The sequence below is a fragment of the Streptomyces sp. NPDC088387 genome (assembly GCF_044753385.1).
GTDB lineage: Bacteria > Actinomycetota > Actinomycetes > Streptomycetales > Streptomycetaceae > Streptomyces.
Genome location: NZ_JBIVNC010000001.1, coordinates 106630 through 120340, shown reverse-complemented (window position 1 = coordinate 120340; position 13711 = coordinate 106630). Strand labels below are relative to the sequence as shown.

Here is a 13711-nt window from a genome sequence, read left to right as displayed (position 1 = left end):
GTTGCCGCCGAGAGCCGTTCGCCCGAGGAGTCTCCGGCAGTCCTCGACCGATCCAACGGCAGTCATGGATCAATCCACCGGCCGTCCACGACGAGGCCTCTCGCCGACATCAAGGAAATCGCCGGCCGTCCATGCCCCATCCACTGCCCGCCGACGACAGAGCCTCTGGCCGTCCTCGACCGATCCACGAGCTGCGACCGACGCGGCCTCCGGCAGTCGTCAAGCGGCTCCGCCCCGAGGTTGCGGACGGCCTCCGGTCTCAGAACAGCGGCTCGGGAAGCACCCCTTCCAGCGCGAGCAGCTTCCGCTTCGTCTCCAGACCCCCACCGAACCCGCCGATACCGCCGTCCCGCTCGACGACCCGGTGACAGGGCACCACGACCGGCAGCGGATTGGAGCCCATGGCCACACCGACCGCCTGGGCCGCGCCGGGCTGGCCGACGCGGCCGGCCAGATCGCCGTACCCGACGACCGATCCGTACGGCACTCCGGCGGCCAGCTCGCGGAGGACCTGCCGGTTGAATCCGGAGATCAGCGACCAGTCCAGCGGCAGCTCGAAGTCGTGCCGCTCGCCCGCGAAGTACGCCTTGAACTGCCGTATCGGCTCGGCCAGGAACGGCGAGTCGGGCGCCTCGACCGGCTCGACGACGCCCAGCCGGGACGCGAGCCGGTCGACCGCCCTGTCGCGCACGGCGTCGGTGGCGTGGAAGACGACATTGACCAGGCCTTCTCGGGTGGCGGCCAGCAGCAGTGGACCGATGTCGCTGTCGACGACCGCCCACACGACCTGCTGCTCGTACTGCCCATCGCTGCTCATGCGCCCACGGTACGACCCACCACTGACAACGCCGACGCGCGGGAACCGGGCCGCAGTCGGCCACCCCGCGTCCGTGCATGCGTACTCCTCGGGTTGGACGATCACGGACAGTCGGCGGCGTGACGGCGGAGGGTCAACGGAGGAGGGGTGCAGGACGGCCACAGATTGAATGCGCGATCCCCGCGGGCTCACACGAGGGCCGCACAACTGCGGCAAGGCCGTGTTTCTTTGTCGGAAAGTCGTTCGAGCTTTCCGGCGGGAGTCATACTCTCTGCGTCAACCCCGGCCGCGCGGGCGGTCGTCGGAGGGGGCGTTTCCCACGGGTTCCGGGACGCAAGGGCGGGAGGGCAGCCGCGCATGCAGGGCACGGTCGACGGATTCAGCTACGGCCTCGTCACACCACTGGTCGCATGCCTCATGGCCTGCCTGGGCGGGGCACTTGGCCTGCGCTGCGCCTCCAGGTCCCTGCTCGTGCCACGCACCTGGCGACCCGGTTGGCTGGCCCTCGGATCGGCCACGATCGGCTCCGGAATCTGGACCATGCACTTCATCGCGATGATGGGCTTCACGGTGGAGGAAGCGCCCATCCACTACCACAAGCCCACGACGTACGCCAGCCTCGTCGTGGCCATCGTCATGGTCGGGGTCGGGATCTTCATAGTCGGCTACAAGGGCGCGAAGGGCGCCGCCCTGTTCACCGGCGGGACTCTCACGGGACTGGGCATCGCCTCCATGCACTACCTGGGCATGGCGGGCATGCAGGTGGACGGCGTCCTGGAGTACAACACCCTGACCGTCGCCGCCTCCGTCGTCATCGCGATGGCCGCCGCCACGACCGCACTGTGGGCCGCTGGGCAGGTCAGGGGCTGGCTGTGGAGCGTGGGCGCCAGCGTCGTCATGGGACTCGCCGTCAGCGGCATGCACTACACGGGCATGGCCGCGGTCAGCGTCCACCTGCACAGCACCGCCGACCCGGCCACCGGTGACACACCGGCCGGACTGCTGGCCCCCATGCTGATCGGCCCACTGGCCTTCCTGTGCCTCGCCGCCGCGGTGGTGGTCTTCGACCCCGTGATGATCACCGGCAGTCCCGCCCCGCCGCGCGTCGAGGAGAAGCCCGGCGTCCCCGCGCACGCCCTTGTCCTCCCGCGCCAGTCCCGCCGCCTCGCCCTGCGGCCGCGCCGTACCCAGGAACACGAACGCCCCCGCACCTTCGAACGCCGCTGACCGCACCCTGCTGACCGCACCTCGCTGACCGCACCCCGCTGACCGCACCCCGCGCCGGCCCGCGAACGAAGGCCGCCGCGCACCCGTCCTCCGGCCGATCCACCCCCGTTGTCAGTGGTGGGTCGTACGGTTGATTCCATGCGGCCCGTTTCCAAGATCGAACGTACGGTGGCGCCCATTGAGGTCGTCAGCTCCTACCAGCCGAACGGCGACCAGCCGACGGCGATCGCCGACCTCGCGCGGCGCGTCCAAGCAGGCGAGAAGGACGTCGTCCTGCTCGGCGCGACCGGCACCGGCAAGTCCGCCACCACCGCGTGGATGATCGAGAAGCTCCAGCGCCCCACCCTCGTGATGGCGCCGAACAAAACGCTGGCCGCCCAGCTGGCGAACGAGTTCCGCGAGCTCCTGCCCAACAACGCGGTCGAGTACTTCGTCTCGTACTACGACTACTACCAGCCCGAGGCCTACGTCCCGCAGTCGGACACCTACATCGAGAAGGACTCCTCGATCAACGAGGAGGTGGAGCGGCTGCGCCACTCCGCGACCAACTCGCTGCTCACCCGCCGCGACGTCGTCGTCGTCGCCTCGGTCTCCTGCATCTACGGCCTCGGCACACCGCAGGAGTACGTCGACCGCATGGTCCCCCTGAAGGTCGGCGAGGAGATCGACCGGGACCAGCTGCTGCGCCGCTTCGTCGACATCCAGTACACGCGCAATGACATGGCCTTCTCCCGCGGCACCTTCCGCGTCCGCGGCGACACCATCGAGATCTTCCCGGTCTACGAGGAGCTCGCCGTCCGCATCGAGATGTTCGGCGACGAGATCGAGGCCCTGTCCACGCTCCACCCGCTCACCGGCGAGATCATCAGCGACGACGACCACCTGTACGTCTTCCCGGCCTCTCACTACGTCGCCGGTCCCGAGCGCATGGAGCGGGCCGTCAACGACATCGAGAAGGAGCTGGGGGAGCGCCTCGCCGAGATGGAGAAGCAGGGCAAGCTCCTGGAGGCCCAGCGCCTGCGCATGCGCACGACGTACGACCTCGAGATGCTCCGCCAGATCGGCTCCTGCTCCGGCGTGGAGAACTACTCGATGCACTTCGACGGCCGCCTCCCCGGCTCCCCGCCGAACACCCTGCTCGACTACTTCCCGGACGACTTCCTGCTCGTCATCGACGAGTCGCACGTCACCGTGCCGCAGATCGGCGCCATGTACGAGGGCGACGCCTCCCGCAAGCGCACCCTCGTCGACCACGGCTTCCGCCTCCCCTCCGCCCTGGACAACCGCCCGCTGAAGTGGGAGGAGTTCCAGAAGCGCATCGGCCAGACCGTGTACCTGTCGGCGACCCCGGGGCAGTACGAGATGTCCCGCTCGGACGGCGTCGTCGAGCAGATCATCCGGCCCACCGGCCTGATCGACCCCGAGGTCGTCGTCAAGCCCACCGAGGGACAGATCGACGACCTGGTGCACGAGATCCGGCTGCGCGTCGAGAAGGACGAGCGGGTCCTGGTCACCACACTCACCAAGAAGATGGCCGAGGACCTCACCGCCTACTTCCTGGAGCTCGGCATCCAGGTCCGCTATCTGCACAGCGACGTCGACACCCTGCGCCGTGTCGAGCTGCTGCGCGAGCTGCGCGCCGGCGAGTACGACGTCCTGGTCGGCATCAACCTCCTGCGCGAGGGCCTCGACCTGCCCGAGGTGTCCCTGGTCGCGATCCTCGACGCGGACAAGGAGGGCTTCCTGCGGTCCGGCACCTCACTGATCCAGACCATCGGCCGCGCGGCGCGCAACGTCTCCGGACAGGTCCACATGTACGCCGACAAGATCACCCCGGCGATGGAGAAGGCCATCGACGAGACCAACCGCCGCCGTGAGAAGCAGGTCGCCTACAACACCGCGCACGGCATCGACCCGCAGCCGCTGCGCAAGAAGATCAACGACATCGTGGCCCAGATCGCCCGCGAGGACGTGGACACCGAGCAGCTGCTCGGCTCCGGCTACCGCAGGGCGGCGAAGGACGGCCGGGGCACCAAGGCCCCCGTCCCCTCCCTCGGCAACAAGGCCCTCGCCGGCGCCACGGCCGCCAAGCCGGCCAGGTCCGCGAAGGGCAAGGCCAAGGAGACGGTGCCGACCGACCGTCCCGCCGCCGAGCTCGCCGAGCAGATCGAGGAGCTCACCCAGCGGATGCGGGCGGCCGCCGCGGACCTCCAGTTCGAGATCGCGGCCCGACTGCGCGACGAAGTGTCGGAGATGAAGAAGGAGTTGCGCCAGATGAAGGAGGCGGGCCTGAGCTGAAACCCGCCTCAGGAGCCGGTCCGGGCCCCTGCACCGGCGTCCGCCGGCGGGCCGGACCGAGGGGTCGGCTGTGCTGTGTTGCAAGACCGACACAAAGTCCGAACCGGGGTACGTCACTGTCAGTGCCCCTGCGTAGTGTTCGTGCAACCGCGACTTCGCGGCAACAGGGGACAGTTCGAGAGGGGAATCAGCGCGTGACCGTCAACATGACCAAGGGTCAGGCAATCAGTCTGCAAAAGAACGACGGCGGCAGCCTGACCGCGGTGCGCATGGGTCTCGGCTGGCAGGCGGCCCCCCGGCGTGGCCTGTTCGGCTCGCGCACCCGGGAGATCGACCTGGACGCCTCCGCGGTGCTGTTCGCGGACAAGCAGCCGGTCGACGTCGTCTTCTTCCGCCACCTGGTGAGCGACGACGGCTCGGTGCGCCACACCGGCGACAACCTCGTCGGCGGTGTCGGCCAGGGCGGCGACGACGAGGCGATCCTCGTCGACCTGTCCCGCGTGCCCGTCCACATCGACCAGATCGTCTTCACCGTGAACTCCTTCACGGGCCAGACGTTCCAGGAAGTGCAGAACGCGTTCTGCCGCATCGTCGACGAGACCAACGGCGAGGAGCTGGCCCGCTACACGCTCGCGGGCGGCGGCCAGTACACCGCCCAGATCATGGCCAAGGTGCACCGCACGGGCACCAACTGGACGATGACGGCCCTCGGCACGCCCGCCAACGGCCGCACCTTCCAGGACCTGATGCCCGCGATCCTGCCGCACCTGTAAGCGGCACGGCGAGCAGCACACCACACCACACGCGACACAGGGGGACTGAAGCGATGACGGCCGAGCTGGTGCGGGGGCAGAACCACCCGCTCTCCGAGGACCGTCTGGAGATCCGCGTCTCGGCCGGCACACCGGTCGTGGCCGGGGCCACGCTCAGCGACGAGCACGGCACGGTGCACGGAGTCGAGTGGGTGGCCCACCCGGGCGCACCCACTCTGCCCGGCCTGGAGGTCTCCCGACAGGCAGCCGCCGACCACCGTCTCGCGGTGGACCTGGACGCGCTGCCGGACGCCGTGCACCGGGTCCATGTGCTGCTCGCCCTGCCCGTCGGCGTCGGGGGTCCGCTCTCCTTCGGCGCCGTCGCGGCCCCCTTCGTCGCCGTCACCGGCCTCGACGGCACGGAGGTCGCCAGCTACACCATCACCGGCCTGGACGCCGAGTCCGCCGTGGTCGCCCTGGACCTCTACCGCCGGCAGGGCGCCTGGAAGGTGCGGGCCGTCGGCCAGGGCTACGCGGGCGGCCTCGCCGAACTCCTCACCGACCAGGGCCTCCAGCAGGCCCGTCAGCTCGCGACCAGCATCAACGACGCGGTGGCCTCGGGGCTCGCCCGCTCGGTCGCGGCCCCGCCACCCCGTACGCAGGACGGCGACCGTACCCGCCAGACGGCGGCCCCGGCGTTCGGCCCGGACCAGACCGGCTCGCCGTACGGCACCTCGCCGGGCACCCCGGCGCCCCGCCCCGGCTACACCGGCCACACGTCCTCCGACGACACCTCCTCCGTCGGCCAGCCGTCCGCGCCGACCGGAGGCCCGGTCGACTACAGCCACCCGCGCCGGCAGAACGGCGCTCCGCCGCCGCCCCCACCGACCGCACCCCCCGCCACGCCCGGAAGGCCCGCTCAGCCCGTCGCGGGCGACGCCACCGGCTGGTCCATGGAGGAGCGGCTCTACAACCAGGTCTGGGGCATGTTCGAGGACCTGGCCCGCACCACGGCCTCGTACCGCAGTGCCGTCGACTTCGCCGAGTCCCGGATGGAGAAGGAGCTCGACCAGGTCCTGTCGGACCCGCGCAGCCGCATCGGCGGCCAGGGCGACGCCGCGCGTGAGGCGGCACGGGCCAGGCACGACCAACTGGTCGACCAGGCCAAGCAGGTGCTCGACCGGGACGTCGCCCAGCTCGTGGCGGAGTCCGAGGTCGTCGAGCCCGCCCTCCCGGCGATGTACGCGCGCTGGGACAACCCCGTCTGGCACGCCTACCGCGTGCCGATGGAGATGCCCATGGCGATGCGGCTGGGCGACCTCCACCTGCCCGAGAGCGGCCCGATGCGGGTCCCGCTGCTGCTCCGGCTGCCCCTGGAGCGCGGTATCTGGGTGGACAGCGGCCGGGCCGCGTCGCTGGACGACACGTTCACCGACTCCCACGACATGCGCCGGCTGGCGATGGAGACCGCGGTCGCGCACGCGGCGCGACTGCTCGCCGTGCACCCGGCGGGCGAGTTCACCGTGCATGTGATCGATCCGGCGGGCTCCGGCGCCCAGGCGCTCGCCCCGCTGGTGCAGACCGGTGTGCTCGCCACCCCGCCGGCCATCGGCGCCGCCGGCGTCGCGGACACCCTGAGCCGGCTCACCCAGCGGGTCGACCTGGTGCAGATGGCGATCCGCGGCGGAGCGTCCGACGCGCTCCCGCCCGGCTTCGACACCGCCCAGCAACTGCTGGTGGTCAACGACTTCCCGCACGGCTTCGACGACCGGGCCGTGACGCAGTTGCGCTACCTCGCGGACGAGGGCCCCGCCGTGGGCGTCCATCTGATGATGGTCGCCGACCGTGAGGACGCGGCGGCCTACGGACCGCTCCTCGACCCGTTGTGGCGTTCGCTTCTGCGACTGACACCGGTCCCGGACGACCACCTCGCCGACCCCTGGGTCGGCCACGCCTGGACCTACGAGCCGCCGCTCGTGCCGCCCGGCAGCCAGGTGCTCCAGCAGGTCCTCACGCAGGTCGCCGCGGCCCGCCGTGCGTGGCACGGCTGATCGTCCAGCACTCTCTCCACCCTTTGCCAAAGATCAGGTAAAGCGCTCCTGACCTGCACACTTTATCCTTCCTTTACCTAACGCTTTACCTTTCCTTGGTGAATGGGTATGCTTGTCTCCACGGAGGGGAGTACTCCCTGCCAACTGCGGCGTACCCGTCAATACGGATCAGGCCAGATCCCGGGGCGTCGGCCCGAGGCTTCCGAGCGCGTCACGCGCACTGGAAGCTCGGGTGGAAGAGACCTCCGGCAGCGACGACGCTGACTGTCTGTTTGCCGTTACGTACTGCCGGAGGCGCAGTGGATGTTTCATTGGGAATCTGGGTCCTGACCATCGTGGGTCTGGCGGCCCTCATCGCGGTCGACTTCTTCATCGGCCGCAAGCCGCACGACGTCTCGATCAAGGAAGCCGGGATCTGGACGATCGTCTGGATCGTGCTCGCCGCCCTGTTCGGACTGGGCCTGCTCGTGTTCGGCGGGGGCCAGCCCTCGGGCGAGTTCTTCGCCGGCTTCATCACCGAGAAGTCGCTGAGCGTCGACAACCTCTTCGTCTTCGTCCTGATCATGGCGAAGTTCTCGGTCCCGTCGCAGTACCAGCAGCGGGTCCTGCTCGTCGGCGTACTGATCGCCCTGGTGCTGCGCGCGATCTTCATCGCCGCGGGTGCCGCGATCCTCGCCAGCTTCGCCTGGGTCTTCTACATCTTCGGCGCCTTCCTGATCTACACCGCCTGGAAGCTCATCCAGGAGGCCCGCGCCGACCAGGACGACGAGGACTGGGAGGAGAACAAGCTCCTCAAGGCCGCCGAGCGCAGGTTCGGTGTCGCCGACCGGTACCACGGCACCAAGCTGTGGATCCAGCAGAACGGCAAGCGCGTCATGACGCCGATGCTGGTCGTGATGCTCGCGATCGGCACCACGGACGTGCTCTTCGCCCTCGACTCGATCCCGGCGATCTTCGGCCTGACGCAGGACCCGTACATCGTCTTCACCGCCAACGCCTTTGCCCTGATGGGTCTGCGGCAGCTGTACTTCCTCATCGGCGGACTGCTGCGCAAGCTGGTCCACCTGAGCTACGGCCTGTCGGTCATCCTGGGCTTCATCGGCGTCAAGCTGGTGCTGCACGCACTGCACGAGTCCGGGGTCCATGTACCCGAGATCAGTATCCCGGTCTCCCTCGGGGTGATCTGCGGCGTCCTGATCGTCACCACGATCACCAGCCTGCGGGCGTCCAAGAAGGCGGCCGCGGCGGAGCAGGCCAAGGGCGACGACGCCCCGAAGGACAGCATCGACGTCTGACGGACGTCGAGCACGGCTGAACCACCACTGGGGCGGCGCTCGGCGAACTGCCGACCGCCGCTCCGGCATGTGGACAGTGTTCTTCCGATTCATTGTCATTCCGATCAATTCCGATTTCAGATCGAGCGCAGGAGGAGATGAAGGGGCCGGCCCCGCAAGGCCGGTTGGGGTCCCCAGCGGCGGCAGACATCCGCCGGACCCGGTGACGGCCGAGCGGTGCACACGCCCCGGCCCGATCGCTTCCTCTTGGCTGTTCGAGACGCCGAGGAGGCGATGTGCAGGACAAGCGACGGAACGACGGACAGCCCCACCGGGCGACCGGCCACGAGCAGCTCAAGAAGGTCGGGGAATCGCGGGGCGGAGGTGACGCGCACCGGAGTGCGAAGCCCGAGGCCCTCTGCGACGATCGCAGCATGATCGCTCGGCTCAGGTCGCTCACGGCCCGGTGGACGTCCGTGGTGCCGTTGCTCGCGATCGTCCTGCTGGTCTTCACCTGGGGCCGCGATCTTCCCGGCGTGGTCGTCGGAGTCGTCACCGTGGTGCTCGCCGGATCCGTCCTGGCCGCCGTACACCACGCCGAGGTCGTCGCCCACCGAGTCGGCGAGCCCTTCGGCTCCCTCGTCCTCGCCGTGGCTGTCACGATCATCGAGGTCGCGCTGATCGTCACGCTGATGGTGGACGGCGGCGACAAGAGTTCCACGCTGGCGCGGGACACCGTCTTCGCCGCCGTGATGATCACCTGCAACGGCATCGTCGGTGTCTGTCTGCTGGTGGCCTCACTGCGGCACGGCACGGCCGTCTTCAACCCAGAGGGGACCGGCGCCGCCCTCGCGACCGTGGCCACGCTCGCCACGCTCAGCCTGGTGCTGCCGACCTTCACCACGAGCAAGCCCGGCCCGGAGTTCTCCGGAGTCCAACTCACCTTCGCCGCGGTGTCGTCACTGATCCTCTACGGCCTCTTCGTGGCGACCCAGACCGTGCGGCACCGCGACTACTTCCTGCCGATAACCCGCGAGGGCGCGGTCATCACCGCCGACGACCACGCCGACGCGCCGTCCTCCCGCACCGCGCTGACCAGCCTGGGACTGCTGGGCCTGGCCCTCATCGGGGTGGTCGGTCTGGCCAAGGGGGTGTCGCCGACCATCGAGTCCGGCGTGAGCACGGCCGGACTGCCGCACGCCGTCGTCGGTGTGATCATCGCGCTGATGGTGCTGCTCCCCGAGACCATCGCCGCACTGCGCTCCGCCCGCCGCGACCGGGTACAGACCAGCCTCAACCTCGCGCTGGGCTCCGCCATGGCCAGCATCGGCCTCACCATCCCCGCGGTCGCCCTCGCCTCGATCTGGCTCTCCGGACCCCTGGTCCTGGGCCTCGGCTCGACCCACATGGTGCTGCTGGCCCTCACGGTCGTGGTCAGTTCACTGACCGTGGTGCCGGGCCGCGCGACACCGCTCCAGGGCGGGGTCCATCTGGTGCTGTTCGCGGCGTATCTGGAGCTGGCGATCAATCCGTGACGGCGGCCCGTCCGTCGTAGTGCGCAGGGGGCGTGAGAGTCCGCAGGGGGTGCGTGAGAGTCCGCGCAGGGGGTGCGTGAGTTCACGCACCCCCTGCGGCACCCCGCGTCACCCCGAAGCCGGCTGCACCGCCGGCACCGGTACCGGGCGCGTCTCCGGTAGCAGCGCGAAGCACGCCAGGCTGAGCAGTGCGATCCCGGTCAGATACGCGCCCACACCCCACGGCACCCGGCCGCCCTGCTCGGCGAGCGCCGTCGCCACGATCGGGGTGAGCGCGCCGCCGAGCACCCCGCCGAGGTTGTAGCCCACGGCGGCTCCGGTGCAGCGCACGCGCGGCTCGTACAGTTCCGGCAGATAGGCGGCGATCACCGCGAACATCGTGATGAACGCGAGCATCGCCCCGAGGAACCCGAGGAACATCAGCAGTGGGGCGCCCGTCGACAGGAGCGCGACCAGCGGGAACATCCACAGGGCGGCCGCGGTGCAGCCGATGAGGCACAGTGGCCGCCGTCCGTAGCGGTCGCCGAGCAGGGCCACCAGCGGCGTCAGTGAGCCCTTGATGACCACGGCGGCCATGATGCAGGCCAGCATGACGGTACGGCTGACGTCGAGCCGTTCCGTGGCGTAGGCGAGCGACCAGGTCGTCACCGCGTAGAAGATCGCGTACCCGACCGCGAGCGCTCCGGCCGTCAGCAGGACGAGCCGCCAGTGGTCGCGCACCACCTCGGCGAGCGGCACGCGCGCGCGGTCGTCGAGTTCGAGGAACTGCGGGCTCTCGGCGAGCGAAGAGCGCAGCAACAGCCCTCCGACGGCCAGCGCGCCGGCCGCCCAGAACGGAATCCGCCATCCCCAGGCCGCGAACTGCGCGTCGGACAGCGTCACCGACAGCACCAGCATCACGCCGTTGGCCAGCACAAAGCCCACCGCGGGCCCGATCTGCGGAAAGCTCGACCACAGCCCACGACGCTCCGGCGGCGCGTGCTCCGCGGTGAGCAGCACGGCACCGCCCCACTCCCCGCCCAGTCCCAGGCCCTGAAGGAACCGCAGCACCAGCAGGAGCAGGGGCGCCGCCACACCGATCGTGTCGTACGTCGGGACGCAGCCCACCGCGACCGTCGACGCACCGGTCAGCAGCAACGAGATCATCAGCACCGGCCGCCGGCCGTGCCGGTCCCCGATGTGCCCGAACAGCACCGATCCCAGCGGCCGGGCGACAAAGCCCACGCCGAAGGTCGCGAACGCGGCCAGCGTTCCCGCGAGCGGCGAGAAGGTCGGAAAGAACAGCGGCCCCAGGACCAGCGCCGCCGCGGTCCCGTAGACGAAGAAGTCGTAGAACTCGATGGCCGTCCCGGCCAGGGAGGCGGTCGCGAGCCGCAGCATGCTGGGTGCCCTTACGGAGCGTACGTCGTGCATGCCGCGTCAACTACCCACGGTGACCACGGGTTACGGGGGCGCGCGGAGGTGCGCCGTGCCTTCGCCGAGTGACGGCGATGCGCCGTGATAGACCGGATCGGAGCAGCGGTCCCGGCGACCGCACCGCCTTTACGGACCGGAGGAACCGTGCCCCGCAGCCTGGCCAACGCCCCGATCATGATCCTCAACGGGCCCAACCTGAACCTCCTCGGGCAGCGCCAGCCGGAGATCTACGGCTCCGACACGCTGGCCGACGTGGAGGCGCTCTGCGCCAAGGCCGCGGCGGCCCACGGCGGCACGGTCGACCTCCGCCAGTCGAACCACGAGGGTCAGCTGGTCGACTGGATCCACGAGGCGCGGCAGAACCACTGCGGGATCGTGATCAACCCGGCCGCCTACTCGCACACGTCGGTCGCGATTCTGGACGCGCTCAACACCTGTGACGGCATGCCCGTGGTGGAGGTGCACATCTCCAACATCCACCAGCGTGAGGCGTTCCGGCACCACTCGTACGTCTCGCAGCGGGCCGACGGGGTCATCGCGGGGTGCGGTGTGCAGGGGTACGTCTTCGGTGTCGAGCGGGTCGCGACGCTGGTGGGGGCGGCGCAGGCGGCGACGTGAGCCCTGGCGGGCGGCTGCCTGGAGCGACTTGCCGGGGCCGCCGGCCGAGGGCGGGGATAGAGGGACCGGCGGCCCATTACCGCGCCGGAGCCGTCATCCCGCGCGGGGCTCCCACCAGTTGACCGCGCAACGACGTGTGCCGGGAGCGTACGTTCGGCTCCGGCGCGTGTGCGGAATTCACACGGGGCGCGCATACGTGATTGCGCGCCCCCCAATGAACAACTCGCGCCCCTCGTGCCCGACGCGCCCCCTGGGAGGGGGAGTTCACCACCCGCGCGCGTGCCACTCGGGCAGGTGCGGGCGCTCGGCGCCCAGGGTGGTGTCGTTGCCGTGGCCCGGATAGACCCAGGTCTCGTCCGGGAGCACGTCGAAGATCTTCGTCTCCACGTCGTGGAGGAGACTGGCGAACGCCTCGGCGTTCTTACGGGTGTTGCCCACACCACCGGGGAACAGGCAGTCACCGGTGAACACATGGGGATGCCCGTGCGGGTCGTCGTAGACGAGGGCGATCGAGCCGGGTGTGTGGCCGACCAGGTGGCGCGCGGTGAGCACCACGCGCCCCACCCTGATCGTGTCGCCGTCGTCGACCAGGACGTCCGTCGGCACCGGAATGCCCTCGGCGTCCGCCCGGCCCGCGTACGTACGGGCCCCGGTGGCGGCCACGACCTGCGCGAGCGCCTGCCAGTGGTCGCCGTGCTGGTGGGTGGTCACCACCGACGCGATGCCGTCGTCGCCGATCGACCCGAGCAGCGTCTGCGCGTCGTTCGCCGCGTCGATCAGCAACTGCTCGTCCGTGGCCCGGCAGCGCAGCAGATAGGCGTTGTTGTCCATCGGGCCGACCGCGATCTTGGTGATCATCAGGTCCTTCAGCTCGTGCACGTCCGCCGGGCCGCCGACCGTCACCTGTCCGCTGTACGTCATGCCGGCCAGTCTAGGGCGGGGGTCGGACAGCGCGGGGGCGCACTCCCTTGTGCGCGGCCTACAGCGGAGGCAGTGTCGGCAGGGGTCCGCCCGCCGAGGTCAGCGCGGCGCCCGCGCGGCGGCCCGCCAGCCAGCCGAGGAGATCCGCGCGGGCACCCGTGACGGTGACCTCGGGCTCGTCGGCCGCCCGGCCGGTGCTCCACGCGCGCGTGCCGTCCGTCACCCGGGTCGGCGGCACGGCGGGGTGACCGGCGAACCGCTCGGCGAGGAACTCGATCTCCCGCTCCGTGAACTCCGCGGGCAGATCCTCCAGCTCGTAGCCGATGCCCAGGTCCACGTGGTGCAGCTCCACCTCGACCCAGCGCCGGTACGGCACCCGGGACGCGGAGTCGGTGACACCGTTGCGCAGCTCCACCGTCCGGGACCAGTCCGCGACGGCCGCCCCGGCGTCCTGGAAGCGGGCGCCGCTGTCGCGGACGTCGGCGACCTGCACGTCCAGCTCGCGAGGGGCGTCCCGGGTGATGTCGGAATCCCGGGCGTCGCCGGAGACGTACATGGGCCGCCCTTCCAGAACATTCACCAGGGCGTCGGCATTGCGGGCGAGGTGGGCGAGAACGTGACCGCGGGTCCAGCCGGGCAGCCGTGACGGTTCTCTCGTGGAAGCGTTGTCCAGCTTGGCGACCGCGGTGAGCAGCCGCTCCGTCGCTTCCCGTACAGAGTCCAGGTCACGCACGTGATCAGTCATGGAGCCGACCCTAGCCCCGCCACTCCTTTGGGTGAAGCGGGTCGACGCGGGCCATAA

Annotated in this window: 11 protein-coding genes; 7 read left to right on the top strand and 4 right to left on the bottom strand. The window is 70.2% G+C overall.

The window, feature by feature from the left end:
- Positions 1 to 259 precede the first annotated feature (259 nt).
- Entirely contained in the window at positions 260 to 817 is a 558-nt protein-coding gene (locus ACIQAC_RS00520; protein ID WP_402185677.1) for a methylated-DNA--[protein]-cysteine S-methyltransferase, read from the bottom strand.
- Between the two features lie 357 nt (positions 818 to 1174).
- Between ACIQAC_RS00520 and ACIQAC_RS00515 the strand changes: the two genes are divergently transcribed.
- The 6 genes from ACIQAC_RS00515 (at position 1175) to ACIQAC_RS00490 (ending at position 9954) form a co-directional block, all read left to right on the top strand.
- Complete coding sequence (locus tag ACIQAC_RS00515; protein WP_402185675.1) at positions 1175 to 2044, top strand: MHYT domain-containing protein; 870 nt, start codon at positions 1175 to 1177, stop codon at positions 2042 to 2044.
- 138 nt (positions 2045 to 2182) lie between these two features.
- Positions 2183 to 4342, top strand: a complete 2160-nt coding sequence (uvrB, locus tag ACIQAC_RS00510; RefSeq protein ID WP_402185674.1) for an excinuclease ABC subunit UvrB — start codon at positions 2183 to 2185, stop codon at positions 4340 to 4342.
- Between the two features lie 194 nt (positions 4343 to 4536).
- Positions 4537 to 5115, top strand: a complete 579-nt coding sequence (locus ACIQAC_RS00505) for a TerD family protein (protein WP_402185672.1) — start codon at positions 4537 to 4539, stop codon at positions 5113 to 5115.
- Between the two features lie 53 nt (positions 5116 to 5168).
- Positions 5169 to 7145 carry a TerD family protein gene (locus ACIQAC_RS00500; RefSeq protein ID WP_402185670.1) on the top strand — a complete coding sequence of 659 codons (1977 nt, stop codon included), beginning with the start codon at positions 5169 to 5171 and terminating at the stop codon, positions 7143 to 7145.
- Between the two features lie 311 nt (positions 7146 to 7456).
- Positions 7457 to 8440, top strand: coding sequence for a TerC family protein (locus ACIQAC_RS00495; protein ID WP_402185668.1), 984 nt, complete (start codon positions 7457 to 7459; stop codon positions 8438 to 8440).
- 413 nt (positions 8441 to 8853) lie between these two features.
- The gene (locus tag ACIQAC_RS00490) at positions 8854 to 9954 is read left to right on the top strand and encodes a calcium:proton antiporter (protein ID WP_402186909.1); all 1101 of its coding nucleotides are present in this window, start codon (positions 8854 to 8856) and stop codon (positions 9952 to 9954) included.
- Between the two features lie 108 nt (positions 9955 to 10062).
- On the opposite strand, the gene ACIQAC_RS00485 is transcribed toward ACIQAC_RS00490, so the two are convergent.
- Entirely contained in the window at positions 10063 to 11367 is a 1305-nt protein-coding gene (locus ACIQAC_RS00485) for an MFS transporter (RefSeq protein WP_402185666.1), read from the bottom strand.
- 147 nt (positions 11368 to 11514) lie between these two features.
- Between ACIQAC_RS00485 and aroQ the strand changes: the two genes are divergently transcribed.
- Positions 11515 to 11988: a type II 3-dehydroquinate dehydratase gene (gene aroQ / locus ACIQAC_RS00480; protein WP_402185665.1), complete on the top strand. Its 474-nt coding sequence runs from the start codon at positions 11515 to 11517 to the stop codon at positions 11986 to 11988.
- Positions 11989 to 12252: 264 nt separating this feature from the next.
- On the opposite strand, the gene ACIQAC_RS00475 is transcribed toward aroQ, so the two are convergent.
- Entirely contained in the window at positions 12253 to 12909 is a 657-nt protein-coding gene (locus tag ACIQAC_RS00475) for an MBL fold metallo-hydrolase (RefSeq protein WP_402185663.1), read from the bottom strand.
- Between the two features lie 58 nt (positions 12910 to 12967).
- Positions 12968 to 13654, bottom strand: coding sequence for a maleylpyruvate isomerase family mycothiol-dependent enzyme (locus tag ACIQAC_RS00470; protein ID WP_402185661.1), 687 nt, complete (start codon positions 13652 to 13654; stop codon positions 12968 to 12970).
- Positions 13655 to 13711: the final 57 nt, after the last annotated feature.